General features: G+C 68.9%; 17 protein-coding genes. 10 read left to right on the top strand and 7 right to left on the bottom strand.

The annotated features are described in order from the left end of the window. Positions 1–186: 186 nt before the first annotated feature. The 7 genes from ACJ8AT_RS08980 to ACJ8AT_RS08950 all read left to right on the top strand — a co-directional run bounded on the left by ACJ8AT_RS08980 (position 187) and on the right by ACJ8AT_RS08950 (position 10,024). A complete protein-coding gene (locus tag ACJ8AT_RS08980; protein WP_407737230.1) occupies positions 187–1,401 on the top strand; it encodes a VWA domain-containing protein in 1,215 nt (404 codons plus the stop codon). Positions 1,402–1,493: 92 nt separating this feature from the next. Beyond that, a complete protein-coding gene (locus ACJ8AT_RS08975; protein WP_407737229.1) occupies positions 1,494–1,655 on the top strand; it encodes a hypothetical protein in 162 nt (53 codons plus the stop codon). Between the two features lie 10 nt (positions 1,656–1,665). Further along, complete coding sequence (gene def, locus ACJ8AT_RS08970) at positions 1,666–2,268, top strand: peptide deformylase (protein WP_407737279.1); 603 nt, start codon at positions 1,666–1,668, stop codon at positions 2,266–2,268. A gap of 100 nt (positions 2,269–2,368) precedes the next feature. Beyond that, positions 2,369–4,768, top strand: coding sequence for a glutamine--tRNA ligase/YqeY domain fusion protein (locus tag ACJ8AT_RS08965; protein ID WP_407737228.1), 2,400 nt, complete (start codon positions 2,369–2,371; stop codon positions 4,766–4,768). Between the two features lie 129 nt (positions 4,769–4,897). Beyond that, entirely contained in the window at positions 4,898–6,205 is a 1,308-nt protein-coding gene (locus ACJ8AT_RS08960) for a DUF763 domain-containing protein (RefSeq protein WP_407737227.1), read from the top strand. After that, complete coding sequence (locus ACJ8AT_RS08955; protein WP_407737226.1) at positions 6,103–7,179, top strand: hypothetical protein; 1,077 nt, start codon at positions 6,103–6,105, stop codon at positions 7,177–7,179. The genes ACJ8AT_RS08960 and ACJ8AT_RS08955 overlap by 103 nt, the downstream gene beginning before the upstream one ends. 145 nt (positions 7,180–7,324) lie before the next feature. Next, a complete protein-coding gene (locus ACJ8AT_RS08950) occupies positions 7,325–10,024 on the top strand; it encodes a hypothetical protein (protein ID WP_407737225.1) in 2,700 nt (899 codons plus the stop codon). Position 10,025: 1 nt separating this feature from the next. On the opposite strand, the gene ACJ8AT_RS08945 is transcribed toward ACJ8AT_RS08950, so the two are convergent. From ACJ8AT_RS08945 to ACJ8AT_RS08915, 7 genes are all read right to left on the bottom strand, one after another. Next, positions 10,026–11,639: a hypothetical protein gene (locus tag ACJ8AT_RS08945; RefSeq protein WP_407737224.1), complete on the bottom strand. Its 1,614-nt coding sequence runs from the start codon at positions 11,637–11,639 to the stop codon at positions 10,026–10,028. Positions 11,640–11,719: 80 nt separating this feature from the next. Beyond that, a complete protein-coding gene (locus ACJ8AT_RS08940; RefSeq protein ID WP_407737223.1) occupies positions 11,720–13,483 on the bottom strand; it encodes a GMC oxidoreductase in 1,764 nt (587 codons plus the stop codon). A 15-nt stretch (positions 13,484–13,498) separates the two neighbouring features. Continuing rightward, positions 13,499–15,517 carry a patatin-like phospholipase family protein gene (locus ACJ8AT_RS08935; RefSeq protein ID WP_407737222.1) on the bottom strand — a complete coding sequence of 673 codons (2,019 nt, stop codon included), beginning with the start codon at positions 15,515–15,517 and terminating at the stop codon, positions 13,499–13,501. After that, the gene (locus ACJ8AT_RS08930; RefSeq protein ID WP_407737221.1) at positions 15,514–16,065 is read right to left on the bottom strand and encodes a hypothetical protein; all 552 of its coding nucleotides are present in this window, start codon (positions 16,063–16,065) and stop codon (positions 15,514–15,516) included. The genes ACJ8AT_RS08935 and ACJ8AT_RS08930 overlap by 4 nt, the downstream gene beginning before the upstream one ends. Beyond that, positions 16,062–17,045 carry an acetoacetate decarboxylase family protein gene (locus tag ACJ8AT_RS08925; protein ID WP_407737220.1) on the bottom strand — a complete coding sequence of 328 codons (984 nt, stop codon included), beginning with the start codon at positions 17,043–17,045 and terminating at the stop codon, positions 16,062–16,064. Before ACJ8AT_RS08925 ends, ACJ8AT_RS08930 begins: the two co-directional genes overlap by 4 nt. Before the next feature lie 18 nt (positions 17,046–17,063). Next, complete coding sequence (locus ACJ8AT_RS08920) at positions 17,064–18,119, bottom strand: alpha/beta fold hydrolase (protein WP_407737219.1); 1,056 nt, start codon at positions 18,117–18,119, stop codon at positions 17,064–17,066. A 280-nt stretch (positions 18,120–18,399) separates the two neighbouring features. Next, positions 18,400–18,888, bottom strand: coding sequence for a PilZ domain-containing protein (locus tag ACJ8AT_RS08915; RefSeq protein ID WP_407737218.1), 489 nt, complete (start codon positions 18,886–18,888; stop codon positions 18,400–18,402). Positions 18,889–19,085: 197 nt separating this feature from the next. Between ACJ8AT_RS08915 and ACJ8AT_RS08910 the strand changes: the two genes are divergently transcribed. The 3 genes from ACJ8AT_RS08910 to ACJ8AT_RS08900 are packed head-to-tail and all read left to right on the top strand — an operon-like array spanning position 19,086 to position 20,944. After that, entirely contained in the window at positions 19,086–19,361 is a 276-nt protein-coding gene (locus tag ACJ8AT_RS08910; protein WP_407737217.1) for a hypothetical protein, read from the top strand. After that, entirely contained in the window at positions 19,358–19,570 is a 213-nt protein-coding gene (locus ACJ8AT_RS08905) for a hypothetical protein (protein ID WP_407737216.1), read from the top strand. The genes ACJ8AT_RS08910 and ACJ8AT_RS08905 overlap by 4 nt, the downstream gene beginning before the upstream one ends. A 57-nt stretch (positions 19,571–19,627) precedes the next feature. Further along, entirely contained in the window at positions 19,628–20,944 is a 1,317-nt protein-coding gene (locus ACJ8AT_RS08900; protein WP_407737215.1) for a pyridoxal phosphate-dependent decarboxylase family protein, read from the top strand. Positions 20,945–20,952: the final 8 nt, after the last annotated feature.

Below are 20,952 nucleotides of genomic sequence, written 5' to 3'. Positions count from 1 at the left end.
GTCGGCCAGGCGGCTCCTACCAGAAAAGGTCGCGCTGGAGGCCCTTGTCTCCACGTCGCGCAGAGTGCCTGAGTCCCTCGGAGGTTCGAGCGGAAAATCACCTCGACAGATCTTTTTCGCGGCATGGCCCGTTACAGGGGAACACGCGCGCGAAATCACCTCTCTTTTCCGCCCCTGGAGCCTTCCATGTCCCTGAAGTTCCTCACGCGGCCTGTGCTGGCCGCTGCGCTCGCCACCGTTACGCTCGCTGCTCCCCTGGCCTTCGCCGAGGCCCCCACTCCCCCGAGCGCTCCCAAGCAGGAGCAGCCGGCCCAGGAGAAGCCCTCACAGGAGGCCGCGCAGAAGGAGTCCCGGCCGCAAATCGAGGTGGTCTTCGTGCTGGACACCACGGGCTCGATGAGCGGACTGATCGAGGGTGCCAAGCAGAAGATCTTCTCCATCGCCTCGCGCATCGCCACGGGTAAGCCGACGCCGCGGTTGAAGGTGGGGTTGGTGGCCTACCGGGACGTGGGCGACGAGTACGTGACGAAGCGCTACGACTTGAGTGAGGACCTGGACACGGTGTTCACCCACCTGCGCCAGTTCCGCGCGGATGGAGGTGGGGACACGCCCGAGCACGTGGGCCGCGGGCTCGGCGAGGCGGTGTCGAAGATGTCCTGGAGCGACAACCGCGAGACGATGAAGGTCATCTTCCTGGTGGGCGACGCGCCGCCGGCGCAACGCGAGCCTCAGTGGGACTTCAAGACCTGGGCGAAGCAGGCGAGTGAGCACCACATCGTGGTGAACACGGTGCGCTGCGGCGGGGACGAGGAGACGGCGACGGCGTGGAAGTTCGCGTCGAAGCTGACGGACGGGACGTTCGACACGATCGGCCAGACGGGCGGGATGGTGGCGGTGGCCACTCCGTATGACGCGGAGCTGGCGAAGGTGAACGCGGAGATCGCGAAGAAGACGCTCTACACGGGCACGGCGGCGGTGCAGGCGGAGAACCGGGGCCGGGCGACGCAGATGGCCACGCTGGCGCCCGAGGCCGCCGCCGAGCGCATCAGCTACATGAAGAAGGCGCGGTCCGCAGGGAGCGGCATGGCGGCTCCGGCCGCGAGCAGCGCCCCAGTGGCGGTGGGCGGGGCGGTGGATCTGGTGGAGAAGCCCGAGGCGCTGGCCGGAGTGAAGGCCACGGAGCTGCCGGCGGAGCTGCAGGGCCTGAAGAAGGAGGAGCAGGCGGCGAAGGTGAAGCAGCTCGCCGAGGATCGCAAGGCGCTGGAGGTGAAGGCGGCGAAGCTTGCGTCGGAACGTGACGAGTGGCGCGCGAAGAACGTGGCGGAGAAGGCGGACAGCTTCGACGCCAACGTCATGAAGAGTGTGAAGGTCCAGGCCGCGAAGATCGGCGTGGCCTACTGAGCACGCCCCGCGCACTCGCAGAGGGCTGGGGCCAGGGGAGGGCGTCCACTCAAGGGTGGGCCCCTCCCCTTCGTGCTTCCCTCCGCTCACGCGTGAGCGCGGAGGAACTCGAGCAGGTGGGAGTTGAGCAGCTCGGGATGGGTGAGGCTGGCGGCGTGGGCGGCGCCCGGATGACGGCCATTGCACACGCGAGCAAGGTCAGCTACGGCGCAGGGACGGAGATGATGACGGCCACATACACGCGGAGGCGCTGAGATGCCGGGCATGGTGCTCAAGATCGTCCAGGCAGGAGACCCGGTGCTGCGGCAGCGGGCCAGGGAGCTGATGCCCGAGGAGATCACCAGCCCCGAGGTGAAGTCGCTCATCGTGCTGATGCGCGAGACGATGCGAGACTCCCCGGGCGTGGGGCTGGCGGCGCCCCAGGTGGGCGTGGGGCTGCGCGTCATCGTGGTGGAGGATCGCCCCGAGTACCAGGCCGGGCTCTCGGCGGAGGACCTGGCCGCGCGCGAGCGCAAGCCGGTGGACTTCCACGTCCTCATCAACCCGCGGTTGGTGGTGGAGGATGCGACGCCCGCGGAGTTCCACGAGGGCTGCCTGAGCGTCAGCGGCTACACGGCGCTGGTGGCCCGGGCCCGCGGCGTGCGCGTGGAGGCGCTGGATGAGAAGGGCTCACCGGTGAGCATCTCCGCCCGGGGCTGGTACGCGCGCATCCTCCAGCACGAGGTGGATCACCTGGAGGGCACGCTCTACCTGGACCGGATGGAGACGCGGAGCCTCGCCACCATGGAGAACTACCGCCGTCACTGGGCGGGCCGCTCCACGGCGGAGGTGCGCAAGGCGCTCGGTCTGCCCGAGCGCCAGGGCTGACCGCCGCGACGTGATTCGCTGAGTCCGTCCCGAAACAGGCTCCCCTCCAGTTCCTCACTTTCGCTCCGATATGCCGACAGGGACGGTATAAAGGGGCCTCATGAGCAAGTCGCCAGTAGACCTGATTCCCGCACCCGATGCGCGCCGGGTGCCTCAGAACTTCATCACGGAAGTGATCGACGAGGACCTGCGGTCGGGGCGCCACACCCGTGTCGTCACGCGCTTTCCTCCAGAGCCGAACGGCTACGCGCACCTGGGGCACGCGTTCGCCAGCTACCTGGACTTCATGACCGCGCAGGACTACGGCGGCGTCTGCCACCTGCGCATGGATGACACCAACCCCGAGGGGGAGACGCAGGAGTACGCGGACAGCATCATCCGGGACATGCAGTGGGTGGGGTGGGACACGTCGCGCCTCTTCTACGCCTCGGACTACTACGAGCAACTGTACGAGTACGCGGTGGAGCTCATCCGCAGGGGCTTGGCGTACGTGGAGAGCGTGAGCGGCGAGGAGATGGCGCGCCTGCGCGGCACCGTGGATCAGCCGGGCACGCCCAGCCCGTACCGCAACCGCGGCGTCGAGGAGAACCTGGACCTGTTCCGCCGCATGCGCGCCGGAGAGTTCAAGAACGGCGAGCACGCCCTGCGCGCGAAGATCGATCTGGCCAGCCCGAACTTCAAGCTGCGCGACCCGGTGCTGTACCGCATCCTGCACGCGACCCACTACCGGACCGGGGACACGTGGTGCATCTACCCGATGTACGACTTCGCGCACCCAATCAGTGACGCCATCGAGGGCATCACGCACAGCATGTGCAGCCTGGAGTTCGTGGATAACCGCGCCATCTACGACTGGCTGATGGACCACCTGTTCCCGGTGGAGAAGACGGGCCGGACGCCACCGCGTCAGTACGAGTTTGGCCGCCGCAGCATGGAGTACACGGTCGTCAGCAAGCGCAAGCTGCGCCGCCTGGTCAAGGAGGGCAGCGTCCGCGGCTGGGACGATCCGCGCATGCCGACCATCAGCTCGATGCGCCGGCGCGGCGTGACGCCCGAGGCGGTGCGGGCCTTCGCGGCGAAGATCGGCGTGAGCCGCACGAACCGCACCGTGGATCTCGCGCTCTTCGAGAACGCGGTCCGCGATGATCTGAACACCCGCGCCCCCCGGGTGATGGCCGTGACGCGCCCGCTGAAGGTGACGATCCAGAACCTGGGCGGGGAGCGCATGCTGAGCCTCCCATACTGGCCGGCGGACATCGTGATGGACATTCCGGACGGGCGGGTGCCGCTGCCGAGCGGGGAGCGCATGTCGCCCGAGCAGGCGGTGCGGGAGGTGCCGCTCACTCGCGAGCTCTTCATCGAGCAGGAGGACTTCAGCGCGGACCCGCCCAAGGGCTTCAAGCGGCTCACGCCGGGCGGAACGGTGCGGCTGCGCGGCGCGGGGATCATCCGCTGCGACGAGGTCATCAAGGGTGCGGACGGCGAGCCGGTCGAACTGCGCGTCACGCTGCTCGGCGAGGACGCGAAGGCGGGCGGCGTCATTCAATGGGTGAGCGCCACGCGTGGCGTCAGCGCCGAGTTCCGCCTGTTCGACCGGCTGTTCACCGTGCCGGAGCCCGACAGCGAGGCGCAGCAGTTCGATCCGGAGCAGCCCGGCCACGAGGACGACTCGAAGCCGCTCAACACGGACTTCATGAGCTTCGTGAACCCGAACAGCCTGGTGGTGACGCGCGGGGTGGTGGAGCCGAGCGTCGCGCGTGATCCGGCCAGCGCCCGCTACCAGTTCGAGCGTGCCGGGTACTTCTGGCGGGATCCGGTGGATAGCCGCGAAGACGCACTCGTGTTCAACCGCATCATCACGCTGAGGGACACCTGGGCCCAGAAGACAGAGGCCCTGGAGCCGAAGGCGGAGGGCAAGCCCAGGCCCGAGAAGAGGGAGAAGGCGGCAGCAGCGGCGCCCATGGCACGTCCGACGCTCGAGAGCGGGCAGGAGGCCGTGTTCCAACGCCTCCACAAGCAGGGTGTCTCGGAGAACGATGCATACATGCTGGCCCGCGAGCCGCAGCTCGTCGCATACCTGGGCAGCGTGGCGGACAAGCAGCTCTCGAGCCTCGCGCCATGGGTGGTGAATGATCTCGCCTCCTCCATCCGTGAGGGCACCAACCGAGTGAGCGTCGAGGCGCTCTCGGCGCTGGTGGCCCTCGTCGCGAATGGGAGCATCAGCCTGCGCAGCGCCAGGGAGGTGCTCGCTGAGGCTCAGGCGTCCGGTGAGGCACCGGCGGCCATTGTGGAGCGCAAGGGCCTGCGCGTCGTCAGTGACGAGGGGCAGCTGCGCGCCGCCATCCAGCGCGTGATGGATGAGAACCCGGGGAAGGTCGCGGAGTACCGAGGAGGGAAGAAGGGCCTGACCGGGTTCTTCACGGGCCAGGTCATGCGCGCCACGAATGGCCAGGCGGACCCGAAGACCGTCGCGAAGCTGCTGGGCGAGATGCTGGGGTAGGGCCTGACCGGACGGCCGGACCCTGCCGCTCGTTTCTTCGTAGCCCACTGTACGAACTGCGGGCCGGGAGCTCGCTCTCTCTCCCGCTTGGGTCAGCACGGGACGCCGTACAGGGTTAGATGTACGGCTATGAACCGTACAGGTAGTGCCATCCTCCCGCTCCACTCTGGGAAAGTGCCTCCGTGGCTCTCCTCGCGCATGGCCCGTCTCGGGCGCGTGATGGTGGAGGCGCTCGTGTACCACTACGGCCGGCAGGAGGTGCTGCGCCGGCTCGCGCACCCATTCTGGTTCCAGGCCCTCGGGTGCGTGATGGGCATGGACTGGCACTCCTCGGGTGTCACCACCACGGTGTTCGGCGCGCTCAAGCGCGGGCTGGCGCCGGTGGAGCGGGAGCTAGGCCTTCACCTCTGCGGTGGCAAGGGCGCCGAGTCCCGCCGCACTCCCGCCGAGCTCGAGGCCCTGGGCCACCGCTTCGGGCTGGAGGCCGAGCGCCTCGTCCGCGCCAGTCGGCTCACGGCCAAGGTGGACAGCGCGGCGGTCCAGGATGGGTTCGAGATCTACATGCATGGCTTCATCGTCTCGGACGAGGGCGCGTGGACGGTGGTCCAGCAGGGGATGAACGTGGAGACGCGCGAGGCCCGGCGCTACCACTGGCTCTCCGAGGGGCTCACCAGCTTTGTGGATACGCCTCACGCGGCAATCGATGGACTGCCCCAGGGCGTCATCGTCAACCTCACGGACGCTCGGGCCCGGCGAGCCCGGGAGGCCCAGGTGGAACTCGTCACCGAGGGGCCAGACCAAGTGCTGGGCACGCTCCGGAAGCTGCGCGAGGGGGAAGCCGAGCCCTCCCCTCAGCTCGCCCTGCCGCACCTGCGAATGTCCAAGCAGCACGGGGTGAGCCGGGACGATGTGATCCTCCGCCGGCTCCACGGGACGCTGGCCGCCGCGGCCGAGCGAGGCCCCAAGGACTTCGCGGAGCTGCTGCTCACCCCGGGCGTGGGGGCGAAGACCGTGGTGGCGCTCGCGAGCGTGGCAGAGGTCCTCCACGGCGCGCCCTATCGGTTCTCGGATCCCGCGCGCTTCTCCTTCGCCCAGGGTGGGAAGGATCGGCACCCCTACCCGGTGAGGCTCGACGTCTACGACTCGACGCTGCAGGTGCTGCGCTCGGCGGTGGATGCGGCGAAGCTCGGCAATGACGAGAAGCTGTCCGCCATCCGAGAGCTGGATCGCCAAGCCCGGTTGCTCGAAGCCACAGCCACCGGCCCCTCCTTCGAGGCCCTCGTCGCCGCGGGGTGGGACTCCGGGGAAGAGCCCCTTCCGGCTAACCTGTCTCCATGCGCCCCATCGACGTCTGCACCACCCTCCTCGTCACCACCGGCAACCGAGCGCTGCGCCATCCCCGCGAGCTCCGCTGGGAGGACATCGAGGACTTCATGAGCATGGGCCTGCGCGCGGACAGCCGCCTGTACTCGCGCGTGACGATGGTGGACGAGCGGGGCGGGAGGCTGCCGTTCCAGGAGTGGCTCGCGGCCCGGGCCTCACCGGAGGCTCGCCTGTGGTTCGCCCCCGGCCCCTGGGAGACGAACCCGGAGGAGGCGCCGAGGGAGCTGCCCATCCACATTCGCGAGGGCTTCATGGGAGGCGGTGGACTGGGGCTCCTCCTCTTCACGCACGGGCAGCGCGTCGAGCGGTTCATGCCCGGGGAGGTTCGGCCGCGCCTCTATGAGATCACCGGCCCCCAGCTCTACGGCTTCCTGCGGAGCCGCAAGCGGGCCAAGGCGTGGGAGGAGGCGCTCACCCGTGAGCTGGGACCCGAGCTCCAGGGGCGTAGCCTCCGGGCCTTCCTCGAGTCCCGCTCGCTCGATGACATGCAGGAGATCATCCAGCGCACCATGCCCCTGTGCGTCGACGTGGAGCCCGTGGGAGAGGGGGACGAGCCGGACCCCGAGGAGTCGGTGAAGTGGAACACGTTCTTCACCCCCGCGCCGGGCTCCTCGAGCCTCTCCTTTGAGTACGTGCCCGTGGACCCGGGGCAAGCCGCCTCGGCCGAGCGGGATCTCACCTCCTGCCGGGCGCGGCTCGCGAGCGCGCTGGAGGCGGTGCGCGGGTTCGCCGAGCGGCAGGACCTGAAGTACTGGAGCAAGCACTTCCGCCGTTGCCTGCTGCGGTTGTCCCTGGAGCCCCAGCCCCTGGAGGACGTCCTCGAGTTGCTCCTGCTCAACGGGTTGCCCGTACCGGCCATCCAGCTCGTGAGCGCCGCGATGGCGGCGGATGTGTTCGGGGGGATGGGCTCGTGGAATGATCTGGGCTTCGATGGACCAGACGCCCAGGTGTACGAGGAGCTCTCCAACCGGCTCCTCCTGGCCATGAAGGCCGCCTTCCGCGCCGGCATCAACAGCTCCGCCCTCTGAGCCAAACCCCCGGAAGCACTGGACGGACCGGACGCTGATCCGCCCTCCGCCAGGAAGCGTGCGTCAGGATTGGCCCCAACCCGGGGTCAATTGATTCTCAATTGGCGAACACTTGGGTATATTGCTCACCGGGGAGGAGCTCCACATGGGCTGGATTCGCGACCGGATGGAGGAGCTGGAGGCACCCGTGCAAAGCTTTGTCGAGCTGGCTCAGCTGTTGAGGAAGGCCCGGTCGTGGCCTCGGACGGAGCGGATCAAGGAGACCTCGCTCGCGACCTACCTGGGGAAGTTCGACGCGGGCGAGGCCCTGGAGTGGCTCGACCAGCGCCCGGGCGCCCGTCAGGCGCTCGCGGAGGTGCTGGAGATGCCTCGGGAGGAGGTCGACGCCCAGCTCACGCAGCTCCAACCTCCGCGTCCCCCGAGCGGCTCTCGCATCAAGCTCCGGGATGTCCCCACCCGCTCCATTGATCTCCGGCGTGAGCCGCTGCCGCCGGGAATCCCGGCGCAGGTGCGCGATCCCTCCACGTGGCCGCTCTGGTGGCATGCGCCGATCGGCTCGGGGCGGACGCTGGTGGGCCAGTGGCTCGAGGCCCGAGGGCTGGCGGTGTTCATCCAGGCCCGGTCGTGGGCCGAGGCCGAGAGCCAGTTCCCCGAGCGGGGCGCTGTCTTCATCAAGCTGGCCTCCGCGGAGGACGCTCCCTTCCGGGCCACGTGGCCGCCCGAGCTGAAGATCTGTGTGGCCTCCGAGGCGGCTCCCCCGCGAGCGCCGGAGCCCGAGGCGGAGCGCGGCCACCGAGGCCTGCGCGAGCTGTCCGAGAGCCCGGTGAACCGGCGAGCTGCCTCGCCCTGGCACGTGGTGAAGAGCCCGGAGATCGGCTCGTGGCTGCGGGAGCTGGTGGAGTGGGTGGCCGAGCGTGTCACGGCTGACGGGTTCGACGTGGAGGCCTGCCAGCGGTGGTTGCTGGAGACGCCAGGAGTGCTCGCCATGGTCGAGAACCCCGGCACGGCGCTGGGGCTCATCGGCCTGTACGCCACCTTCACCCGGCGAGGGGATGCCACGGGGCCGCTGGCCAAGGTGCGGAGCTCGGCGGACATGGTGCGGCTCTTCCTCCGCATGCGGATTCAGCAGACGGAGGGCGTGGAGCTGTCCCAGGAGGCGCTCTGGAAGCGGCTCCAGCACCTGGGCCGGCGCCTGCTCCTGGAGAGCGAGCTGCCGTGGTTCGAGGCCCGTCCGCTCGACGCCTGGCACGCGCTCGTGCACATGCGGCCGGACGATGCGGACTTCGAGTGGCTGGAGGAGATGGAGCGCAAGGGGCTGAAGCTGGATCGCCCCAGCCTGGAGAAGCTCCGGGGCCGCCTGCCTCCGGACGCCTTCCGGGTGGTGAGGACCCTGAAGGATCTCGAGCTGCTGCGCGAGCGCCAGCCACAGCAGTATGCCTTCCAACCCTCGTGGGTTCTGGAGGGGGTGCTCGCGCAGTGCATTCTCGAGACGCTCGAGCAGGGTCCCACTGCCTGGGGTGAGTTGCTGCTGCGCCACGAGCACTCGGCGGCGGTCTTCGAGTGCCTGCTGGAGCGCTGCCGGAACGGCGACTTCTCACTGGTGAGCGGCGTCCTCCAGGCGCCCGAGGTGCGCTCTCCCGCCTGGGTCGCCGCGCTGGAGGCTACCTTCCGCGTGCTCGGCCTGGTGGTGCTCGAGGGCAAGCCCGTGCCGGACGAGCTGCGCCTGAGCGCGCTCCGGTTGCAGCGGGCGCTGGTCGTGCCGGATGCCTCGGGCCTTCCCGGGCCGCGCATCGCCTACGAGGTGACTCCCATGCGCGAGTCCCTGCTGGTGGATCACCGCATCTGGTACGCCGCGCTGCTCGCGCTGTCGGAGGAGCTCCCGCCAGGGACGGATCTCGGGCTGGACTCCTGGTGCACGAAGCCCTCCGCCGAGGCCCGGCGGTGGCTGGTGTACATGGCCTCCTATCGCTCCACGCACGAGCGGCGCATGCCCGAGCAGTGGCTGATGCCGCTGCTGCTCCTGGGCGGCCGGCTGCTGGAGGGGTTGGGCCCGCTCGCCACGCCTTCCGCGGCCATTCCGTTGCTGCTCCAGCCCGAGCGCCTGCTCCGGCAGCTCCTGCAACCCACCCTCTCCTTGAGCGAGCTGAACCAGAGCGTCTCCTGGCATGCGCTGGGCGCGATGCTGCCGGAGTACGCGCGGCGGCGCGGCGTGGACTGGGAGCTGGGGGCCCGGAAGATCTGGTCCGCGTGGCTCGCCTCGGGCGCCGCAGAGCTTCCGCAGTTCCTCCATCCCGAGGAAGGCCACGCCGCGATCTTCTGGCAATTCCTGCCGCCGTCGGCGGTCCAGGTGTTGGCCGGCAGGCGCTACCGCTCTCTGCTGGTGGAGAAAAACATCTTCCGGTTCTTCGGGCAGGAGCACTGGGATGCCTTCATCCGGGTGTGGATCCAGCAGTCCGAGCCGTGGGGCCTCGAGCCGGTGCACTCGCTCTGGCAGCAGATCCCCCCCGAGCATGTCCGGCAGGCGATTCGCGCCGGGCGCCCGGACGGCCACGACCACCCGACGCGCAAGATCCTCTGGCAGCGCATGCCCGAGGTCTTCTGCGAGGAGATCGACGCCCTGTTCCGTCAGGGGCAGTGGGACAAGGGGCTGCTCCAGGCCTGGGGCGCGCCTGCCTCGTGCATTCCGCGCCTGCTGACCAGCGCGAAGGCCGCACTGGAGAACCGGGGCGCTCCGCCGCCCCCGTCCGTCGTCCAGTGGCTCCACCACATGATCGCCCAGCGGGCCCCGGACTGGAGCAAGGCCTGGACCTTGCTCGAGTACCTGATGCCACCGGCGCCCCTCTGACTCAGACGACGATGGGCGGCTCGATGAGCGTGGGGGGCGTGGCCCGGGTGTCCTTGGGATCCGCCACCCACTCGGGCTCTCGCGCCGTCTCTCCGGGCTTCCAGGCGCGAGGCACCCGGCGGATGCCAATAGGGAAGAGCCACAGGTGTCCGTCAGGGGTGATGTGCAGCCGGAGGAAGTTCTTCCAGTCCGGGATGGACAGGGACGAGAACGCCTCGTTCGCGTGGGTCCCGAAGCCGTTGAGCGACACGAGCAGGTAGAGCCCCATGATCGTCGGCCCGGCCACGAAGCCACCGGCGAAGATGAGCACCGCGGCGAGCAGCTCCCTGACGGGGTTGCGGAACGACAGGCCCAGGGCCGAGCCCATGAGGTGGGCCACGCCCCAGGCGATCAGGAACGCCGCCACCAGGTGCACCACCCCGTGCAGCACCCCTACCACCCACCGCCAGCGGCCAAAGCGCGCATCCGCGAAGGCGATCAGCCCAAGGATGACGAGCGCGGAGATGAGCACGATGCCCGGACTGGCCAGTGCCGTGCCCACCACGAGCGCCAGGGCCTTCGGCACGCTCGCCGTGCCGATATTCACCGAGAGCGCCCAGGCCAGCAGCACGTAGAGCAGCCCGGTGAGGACGCCGAAGCGCGGACTGCTCACCGCGAGCCCCAGGTTGCGCCAGCACAGCCGCCGGGACTCCTGGGTGCTGGGGAAGCACTTGCGCGCGGTGAACCCATCCGGTAGGGCCACCTCCTTGCGGGGCACGTGGGTCGGGTGCAGGAAGGCGCCCCCTCCGCCCGCGATGATCTTCTGCCGCCCCTCGTCGTTGGCGTGGCGCCGGTAGTGGTGGAGATCTCCCGCGAGGAAGACGCTGATCTTCTTTCCGAGCACCTCGTCCTCGAGGAAGGTGAGGTTGTTCTCCAGGTACGCTCTGCTGTCGGGCGGGCGGACCTGGGCCATCAGCCACGCGGGCTCGGCCAGACAGAGGATGACGCGGTCCTCAGCGCGTATCCGCTTGGCGATCTCCTGGAAGTAGGTGACCTGGGGCTGGTCGAGGTCCGACTCGAGCTGCATGTCCGTGCCGAGCAGCCACCACCCTTGCGGCAGCTTCACGGCGAAGTAGCTGCGCCGCTGGTGCGTCTGCCACCCATCGGGGTTGCGCCCCTGGCAGAACAGGCGGATGAACGAGACGAGCCCGTCGTACCAGTCATGGTTGCCCGGGATGGCGAACAGGTGGGGCGGTGGGCGCTGTCCGCGCATGGCCGAGCTCCACGGCTGGAGGGTCCGCGCCTGGTACTCCTTCACGCTCGCGGTCGGGTACACCTCGTCCCCGCCGAACACGAGCACCTCTCCGCCGAGCGTGTCGTAGGCGGCGCCTGTCTCGTCTCGGAGCGTGAGGGTGGGCCGCGACACCGTCTGGGCCACCGCGTAGGTGGAGTCCCAGCCGTCGCCCAGATCCGCCACGTAGTCGAGCCAGAGCTCCTTCCGAGGCTTGCCCTCGGCGTCGAGGGAGAAGTCAAAAGGCTCCACCTTGGGAGCGGCCAGTGCATCGAGGAGCCTGCGGTCGGCCTGCTTGCCGATGATGGAGGAGATGGCGGCCCGCACGCCCGTCTGGGCGAGCATGAGAGGATCGAGCCACGACACCATCGGCCTTGCCGGCGGACGCTTGGGCCGCCGAGCTGGCGAGGGCGCTGGGGCGGTCATCACATCGGTGGTTGAGACCATGGGGCCTCCTGGTTGGGGGAGGGAGAAGGAGTGATACGGCGGGAGCGATCAATGAGGTGCTCGGCGAAGCGATCGGCCAGCGCGGCGATGGTGAGGCTGGGGTTGGGGCCGGTGGGGCCCGGCATCACCGCGCCATCCGCCACATAGAGGCCTGGGTGGTTGAAGGCCTCGCCGTACGAGTCCACCACGCCCTCCGTGGCGGTACGGCCCATGGGGCAGCCGCCGAGCGGGTGCACGGTGATGACGCGGCTCAGGTAGCTCAGCGGGTTCTGGAGCAGCTTTCCCTCGAGCGCGTCCGCCATCTCCGCCATGGTCTGGCGCACGCGCTTGAAGTAGCTGGACGAGTGTTTGAGCCGCCAGTCCACGTCCAGCAGCCCGTCGCGGTTCAGCGTCATCCGGCCATCCGGAATGTCCCGGCCCATGGCCAGCAGTGGCAGCGAGCTGGCCGAGCCCACGCAGTCCCCGAGCACCTCGGCGATCTCCGCGCTCACGTCCGTATCCCGGCTGAGGCCGAGCCAGCCCTTGACGATCCGGCGTCCCAGGCGAAGGAAGCGGCTCAGCACGGCGAGCTGATCGCCGCTCTCGTAGAGCCAGTTGACGAACTCCGGGTAGCCCGCGTCCTCGACGTAGTAGCCGCGGCCGGTGCCGCCCTCGGTGGCGTCGCGGATGTGGAGCGCGCTGGTGATGACCGGGCCGTGGCCTCCATCGAGGATGCGCGGCTTCCGTGCGCCCTTGCTGCGGTCCGTGCACTTGAAGAGGAACCCCAGCAAGTCGCCATTGCCGCAGAACCGCGTGCCGAGCTCCTCGCTGAGCCCCGGGAACGCCTCGCGGTTCTTGAGCAGCAGGTACGTGGTCCCGAACGTCCCCGCCGCCAGGACGAGCTTGTCCGCCGAGATGACCGTGCGCGGCAACATGGACGTGGGCACCTCGGGCCGCTCGCCCTCCCGGGCCTCCGAGTGGTCCACGTACTCGACGACGTACTCGCCATCCTCGGGCCAGAAGGACTTCACCTCGCACCGCACGCGAAGGTCCGCCCCGAGCCGCTTCGCCGCCGACAGGGCCGTGTAATCGAGCGTGTTCTTGCTGCCGTAGTTGCAGCCGATGTCGCACTCGCCGCACAGCCGGCATGTCAGCCGCGTCCGGCCGTGCAGGTTCGGGTAGCGCTCCACAATGGGCTCGCCCGGAATGGGAGGCTGCCCGGGATTGGCGAACGTCACCGCCAGCGGCGGGAGCTGCCAGTCGTCCTGGAGGCCCATCCGCTCGGCGGCCACCTTCATGGCGATCGTCTTCGCGGTGTGGCGGTAGGGCTCGTGCTCGAAGGGGTAGCGCTGGGCCCCGAGCATCTTCTCCACGGTGTCGTAGTGGGGCTCCAGGTCCTCGCGGGTGACGGGCCAGTATTCGTAGCCACCGTCCTGCAGGTCCTCGTGGACGAAGGTCCGCTCGTCCTTGCGCAGCAACACGTTGGCGTAGATGAGCGAGCCGCCGCCGAGCCCGCTCGACACCACCCCGCCAATCCCCTTGAAGGACCACAGATCAAACAGGCCGTGGAGGCCCTCGCTGGGATCCCAGAAGTTGCGGCGCATGGAGTAGGGGCTGCGCGGGAAGGAGCCGGGCGGGTAGGCCTTGCCCCGCTCCAGCACGCAGACGCGCAGGCCCGCCTCGGCCAGCCGCCAGGCCATCACCGAGCCGCCGAAGCCGGAGCCGACGATGATGGCGTCAAAGTGTTCACGTCGCGGGTTCATGGTGGGGCTCCTGGTTCACGGAGGAGAGAGGGCCTCGCGCTCCACGGCGTCCGGCTCGCGGGCCATGGGGGCGTAGACGTCCCAGAGCGTGCCGAGGAAGAACTGACCGAAGCGCATCACCGCGTGGGTCCCCTCGAGCCCCTCCCGCGCCGAGCGCATGCTGGAGACGAGCTTGAGCAGATCGCCAAGCCCCAGCTTGAGCACGCCCGCGCCCACCACCGGGCCGCGCTCGTCCGAGCCGTCATGGAGGCGGCAGAAGAGCCGGGTGGTGTCTCGCCACAGGTCCGGTCCCTTGTCGTCGTGGATGGCCTTGGTGCCCTCCAGGTAGTAGTCGCGGCCTTGGTGCTCGAAGGCCATGCCATAAGTCATCAGCCGGGTGTTCGGCTCGTCGCCGGACTTGAAGAGGTTGAAGCTCCCGCGCTTCACGGGAATGTCTTCCCCGAAGGGCGGATAGGAGACGTGGGCCACGAGCCGGGCGGCGTGCTGTGGGTCTCGGATGAACGCCTCCATGTCATCCACGCTGATGGTGGCGTGGAAGGTGAAGGGCGTGTGGCGGCCCTTGCCTGCGCCAGCGGTGGGATCGGTCTCGTCGAGCGCCAGCGGACCGGACATGGTCTCGCGGAAGGTGAGGTCTGGAGCAGGTGCGTTCATCTGGGTGATCTCCGGGGTGAGCGGGAGGCCTTGTGCGCTGCGCATCCCGAGGTAACGGTAGGCATCCGCGTACCCGAGATCGATGAGCGTGCCCGCGGTGATGTGGCCGGCGTAGAAGTCCGGATCGAGCGGCAGGGGGCGCTCGGGTTTGATCAGGTGGACCACGATGGGCCGGCGGTGGCCTTCGACCACTTCGCCCGCGCGGATGCGATCGTTGATCTCCTGGATGCGCTCGAGCTGCTTGAAGAGGGCGCCATTGGCGGCGAGCTCGATCATGTGGACGTACTGGTGGAACACGCCGCGCTCATAGGTGGGCGTGTTGCCGATGCACCACAGCACCCACAGCTCGTCGGCCCCGCGCCGCACCGCCTCGAGCAGGTTGGCGTCCTGAATCCACACCGAGTCCAGGTACAGCGCTCCATCCTTGCGGACAGGAGGCATGAAGATGGGCAGCGAGATGCCGGCCACGAGCAGATCCCTGTCCACTCGGGAGTGGGGGATGGCCTCGTTCGTCTTGCGAGTGAAGTTGCAGACGTTGAAGGTGGCGGACATGGCGGTGTTGGCGCGGATGGCGTCCACGTTGATGCCGAGGTGCGGGAAGACGTGCTCGACGACGCCGTCCGCGTCACCCAGCGCCTCCATGTTCCACGCCTTCACGTACTTCTCGGGCGAGACGAAGGACACGAAGTCCTTCACGCGCAGCGTCCGCCAGCGGTTCCCCATCTCCTCGGGGGACTGGCCGGACATGAGCATCGCCAGGTTGATGATCCCGCCCGAGGTTCCATCGCCATGCGTGAAATGGAGTCCCGCCTCGTCAAGCGCGCGCAGCACGCCCGCCTGCCACGCCACGCGCATGCCCCCGCCCGCGAGGATGAGGGCCCGCTTCGGCCCGTCCGCTCCAGGTGAGGCCACGAGCGGGGAAGCAGCCGGGAGCGGCTCGGCGGCAGCAGAAGCCGCGGGCGCGGACTTGAGCGGAGGTAGCAGCACCCGGCGCTCCGAGCGGCGCATCCGCCCGAGGTAGCCCAGCACCAGCACGCCGGAGACAAGATCGAACGCGGCAACGCCCAGCGCGAGCGGCGAGAAGATCCCTCGGATCACTCCCAGGCTCACCGCCGCGCACGCGCCGAGCTTCTGGATTCCCGCCCACACGAAGGCCGCCGGGTTCTCCTTCGGACGGACCAGCGCATGGAGCAGCAGGCCCCCGAAGAAGACCATGAACATGCCGACGATGCCGAAGAAGTGGCGGCTGGTTGGAGTCGACTCAGCGCCCAGGAACCCGAGCTCGAAGCCAGGGACGAGCAACTGAACGGCGCCACTCACCACCGTGGCGATCGAGATGGCCACCAGGAGCCAGCGCAGCCAGCGCTCCGCACGCCCGCTCATGACCGAGCCTCCACCCACCGGCGTGCGCCCTGGCTCTCGGTCGCGGGCTTCTCCGTCGCGGCACGAGAGGGCTGCTCGGCGCGCAGCAACCGGTGGGCGAAGTAGCCCATCATCCCGAGCCACTGGACGGTCCACAGCCCCACGCGGATGCGGTTGGTGCTCATCCACGCGGCGAGCACCTCGCGCAGGCGCTGGGGATCACGGATCCCCGAGGCCATCTCCGCGTTGTACCGGAAGATGAGGAACCGGGTGAGCAGGGTGGCGGCCACCACGGAGAGGAAGACGGCCACGGGGTACCAGCGCAGCGGGCTCCGGCGCTCCGCGAGGAACAGCACCACGGCGGACACCAGCATCACCAGGGTCATCCAGGTGAAGAACCGGGTGGCGGCCGTCACCTGGGGGACGAACTGAAGGTAGTAGTTGTCCACCGTCAGCTGGGGGGCGATGGGGAACGAGAAGAGCACCAGCGACCAGCCGGTCCCCAGGTACATCGAGGTACAGAGGAACAGCAGGCACGCGTTCAGCATGTGGAGCACCGAGCGGCTCATGGGTGCGCTCCCACGCCCGCGTCATCCGAGACAGGCTGCGGCCCATCGCCGGTCCGGGCGGGCTGGGAGTCCTCGGGCTCACCGGTGAGCCCGGAGGGGCTGAGCGTGGGCTGCCTGTCTCCCGCGCTCGGGGGCTCCAGCCACTTCTGGCTCAAGCCGAGGCCCGCCACGCTCTCGAGTCCCTCGGGCTGCTCGGCGGGGAGCTTGGGGTAGCTGAGGAACCAGGACTCGAAGTGGTCGTCCAGCACGCCGCTCGACTCCGGGAGGAAGCCCGAGAAGAACGGCTTGGGGGCAATGCCCAGCCTCTTGAGCGGCGCGGCGCGCGGGTGGTCTCCCAGGGTGAGCCGCGCCGCGGCCTTCTTCCCGAGCCGGAACGCGAACTTCCCATGGAAGTAGATGAAGGACTTCATCAGCATCCCGCGGAACTGGCAGTAGTTGGCGCCGCTGGCACGCAGGGGCAGCCAGGCCTTGCCGGGCCGGTCGATCTCGATGCGCACCGCGAGCTTGCCGTCCTGGTCGTACTGGCTGCTGATGGTCTGATCCGCGATGCGGAAGTCCAGGTTCGCCTGGTGCTTGGGCATGCCCCAGATGCCCTTGCCGCCCTTCACGGAGATCTCCGAGCTCACCGGCAGATCCACCACGTACTGGCCCAGCCCGTAGTGCTTCTGGAACAGCAGGGGCAGCAGCGGGGGAGCGGGCTTCTTGCCGTGAGTGCACGCGATGGCGACGCTGAACTCGATGTACGGCCCGATGTCCGTGTCCCGGTAGTCGATGACCGTGATGAACAGCACGCCCTTGTTGCCCCACAGCCGCAGTGGGTGCACCTCGTTGCCGGGCAGCAGCGCGGCGGCCTCCCGAGCGTCGATGGTGAAGGCGGCCATCAAGGCCGGAGATGCCCGGGAGTTGATGGGCAGCTCGTAGGGAATGCCGTCCACCTTCGAGAAGCGTCCGGTCTGCTGCTTGATTCGCCTCGGCATCATCCACATGGCAGCGCTCCATCACACCGGTTGGTTCAGCTCGGAGAGAATGAGGGGGAAGACATCCCGGGCCGCGTCCTGGCCCATGAAGACATCCAGGTGGCCGTAGTCCGGAATCACGTGCAGCGCGTGGTAGCCGGGCCGGCGCTCGTTGAGCCGCTCGTAGGTGCGCCGCTGGCTCTCGGGCAGGAAGCACTGGTTGCGCTCTCCGGCCAGGAAGACGAAGCGAGCGTCCGTCTCGGGCGGGCGCTCGGCTACGTCCTCGGGCAACTCCCGGTAGCCCTCCACCGGCACGAGGTGCCCGGCACGCAGGCACTCGGCCATCTGCTGGAAGAAGGTGAGCGGCACCTTGGCGAACTCGTGCTTCAGCCACTCGTGCGTCTCGGGGTTGAGGTTCTCGTGCCGCCAGAGCGTGGGGAACCCCGTGCCGTAGGTGAAGCTGGCCAGCCGGCACACGGTGTTGTGGCACTCGTGGTGGGTGGCCTTCACCAGCAGGGTGATGGCTCGGGCGGTGAGGCCCTCCGCGTGCAGCCCCCACTGCGGATCCAGGTAGTGCGTCATCCTCGCCACCACCGGGACGGCATAGCGGGCCTTCCAGCGGGCCTCGCGGGGCACCACTGGGTGCAGCGACACGGCGTTGCTGATGATCACCTTGACCTGGGGGACGAGCCCCGCCATGGCCGACAGCATGAAGCTCGTCGAGCCCTGGCAGTGGATGATGGCCTTCACCTGCTCGCAGCCGGTCTCCTGGACGATCGTCTGGATGGCCTTGGGGTGATCATGGACGGCGGCCTGATCAAGCGTCCACTCGCTGGGCTCCACGTCGATGCTGGCGCGCCAGTTCTCCAGCCACACGTCGTAGCCGTCCGCCACCAGCGCATCGACGAGCGTCTCGTGGACGGGCGCGCGGAAGATGTTGGCTCGCACGCCCGCGCCGTGGATCAGCACCACCGGCCCTCGGGTGGGCTCCCGAGGCCCACGGACGTGGTGCAGGTTGAGGGCTCGGCCGTCCCCTGCCAGGAACGGGACGACGCTCTCCGTGTAGCCGGAAGGAGAGGATGACTCGGCTTGCATCATGGCCCACGCTCCTTGGCGAAGGCACACGACTCCCGTGCGGCCCCGCCATCTGCCCCCGACCGCACATGTCAGCGGAGGCTTTGCGTCCGGGTAGAGGGCCTCTTCAGCGGATGTGACGGCGCGTGATTTTCAGGGCGAGGTGCCCGGCTGCCTGCATGCCATCAGGGTGGGCGCCCATTCGGCTGCTCAGCGCAGGCCAGCGCGGCATCCCAGCTCCTGGGCGAGCTCGCGCCATGGCGCCCTGAGCGATAGCGAATCCCGGGCCGCAGAGGGCGCCTTCTCAGCCCGGGATGCGAGAGAGGGCCGCGTCGAACAGCACCGTCTCCAGCCGCTCCTGGTCGTACTCCGACATGCCCTGGAACGCGAACGAGAGCCGGTAGTTGCCGATCTGCTTCTTGGAGGCGACGAGCTTGGCCCGGCCGATGATGGGATCCATCCCGTCCGGCATCTTCAGCGTGAAGCCCACCATCTCGTTCTCGGCGGGGGGCTTGCCGAGCACCACCGAGAAGCCTCCCTTGGAGATGTCCAGGGTCAGCGCGCGGAGGATGCCCGAGTTGAGGCTGAGCTCGATCTGCATCGCCTGCGCGACGCGGAAGGTCTGGCGCGCCATCTCTCCGGGCTTGAGGGTCATCCCCTGGGCCGCGGTCAGCGCGCGCGCGAATTGCTCGCGGGCCTGGTGGTAGAGCTGCTTCTCGTCCTCGTTGAGTTGCTTCGCCCGGGCCCGCTTGTGGAGTGCTCGGAACTCCTGAAGCCATCCATTTACGCTCATGGGGCCGATGGTATGCCCCACGGCGAGGGAAGTGCACGTTCTCGGCTGTACCACTTTGGGACACGCTCGATTCTGGCGCCCCATTTCAGGGCACTCTCGGGGTTTCAAAGCCGTAGAACCGCGAATTTCCTGTGAGTGGAGCCCGGCATCCGGGGTGCAAGACCAGAGGAGGTCCCCTGTTTTCGGAGGCTCCCCTCATGGTCATCCCGCGCATTGTCCCCGACTCCAAGCCGCCCGTGTTCCTCATCAGCGCGGGAGCGGCCCTGCTGGCGGGCCTCATCATCCGCTCGCTGCGGCGCAGGCACCGCCGGGCCTCCACCGCCCGAGGCGCCGAGGTCTCCAGCACCGCGAGGAAGGTGACGCAGCCGGCCTCCGCTCGCAAGAAGACGCAGGGGCGGGCCTTGCTCGTGGCCTCCACGGTGAGCACCGGGCGAGTGACGGGCGCGCACGCGGCGGTGGGGGAGCAGCGATGATGCTGTCCCTGCTCGAACCCCAGTTCACCGGTGAGCCCCAGGCGGCGGGGGCGCCGCGGGAGCCGGGCTTCCAGGCCTCTTCAGGCGATGTGTGGCTGAGGGAGTCCGTTCCGGCGGAGTTCCTGCGCGAGGTGGTGGATACCCTGACGGGGGTGCTGCGGGCCGATCGCGAAGCGGAGGAAGCGAGAACACCGTACGTGCTTCCCTAGGGCTGATGGTATTCGGCTCTCGCGCGGGGCGTGAGCCTGCCCACGCGGGAGGCTCGGATGTCGAAGTCGCTGCCGAAGACGAGGCGCACGAAGGAAGACGTGCTCGCGGAGCTGCGCGGGATGCGCTCCGAGGACGCGCGGTGGAAGGAAGGCCGCACCTTCAGCCTCGTGTACTACGTGGACGACGAGCACTCGCGGCTGCTCAAGGAGGCCTACGGCGAGTTCATGGCCGAGAACGGCCTGTCGCCCCTGGCCTTCCCCTCGCTGCGCCGCATGGAGGCCGAGGTGGTGTCCATGGCCGTGGAGCTCTTCCACGGGGATGACGACGTGGCCGGCACGATGACCACGGGCGGCACCGAGAGCATCATGATGGCGGTGAAGGCGGCGCGCGAGTGGGCCCGCCATGAGAAGGGCATCGCCCGCCCGGAGATCATTGCTCCGCTCTCGGTCCACCCCGCCTTCGAGAAGGCGGCGCACTACTTCGATGTGGAGATCCGCCATGCGGCCACCGGGCCGGAGCTCCAGGTGGATCTCCGGGACGTGGAGCGGCTCATCACTCCCAACACGGCACTGCTCATTGGCAGCGCACCTCCGTACCCGCATGGCGTGGTGGACCCCATCACCGAGCTCGCCGCGCTGGCGCAGGCCCGGGGCCTGCTGTGCCACGTGGACGCGTGCCTGGGGGGCTTCTTCCTGCCGTTCGCGAAGAAGCTCGGCCGGGACATTCCTCCGTTCGACTTCTCGGTGCCGGGCGTCACGTCGATGTCCGCGGACCTTCACAAGTACGGCTATGCGGCGAAGGGCGCCTCGGTGGTGCTGTACCGGAACCGAGCGCTGCGGCGGCACCAGTTCTACACCTACGCTGGCTGGCCAGGAGGGCTGTACGCCTCGCCGTCCATGACGGGCACGCGGCCCGGAGGCGCCATCGCCGCGGCCTGGGCGGTGATGCACTACCTGGGTGAGGAGGGCTACCTGGACCACGCGCGGCGCATCCTCGCCACGACGGACAAGCTGATCGCCGGCATCAACGCCATTCCCGGGATGCGGGTCCTGGGCACGCCGCACGCGGGCGTCTTCGCGTTCACCTCGGACTCGCTCAATGTGTACGAGCTGGGCGACGCGATGGAGGTCCGGGGCTGGAAGCTGGATCGGCAGCAGAACCCTCCGGCGCTGCACTGCATGATCACCCCCGCGCACGAGCGCATCGCGGACACGCTGCTCGCGGATCTGCGAGACTGCGCCTCGAGGCTTGCGGCGGGCGAGCCCGCGCCCGAGGGCAGCGCGGCGATGTACGGCATGGTTGGAGCCATCCCCGAGCAGCAGGTGGATGGCTTCCTGCTGGACTTCCTCGACGGAGTGTTCGACCGCGGCTGAGCCGGGTG

The sequence above is a fragment of the Hyalangium sp. genome, from assembly GCF_045802625.1.
Classification (GTDB): Bacteria; Myxococcota; Myxococcia; order Myxococcales; family Myxococcaceae; genus Hyalangium.
This window is presented reverse-complemented; position numbering and strand designations above follow the sequence as displayed.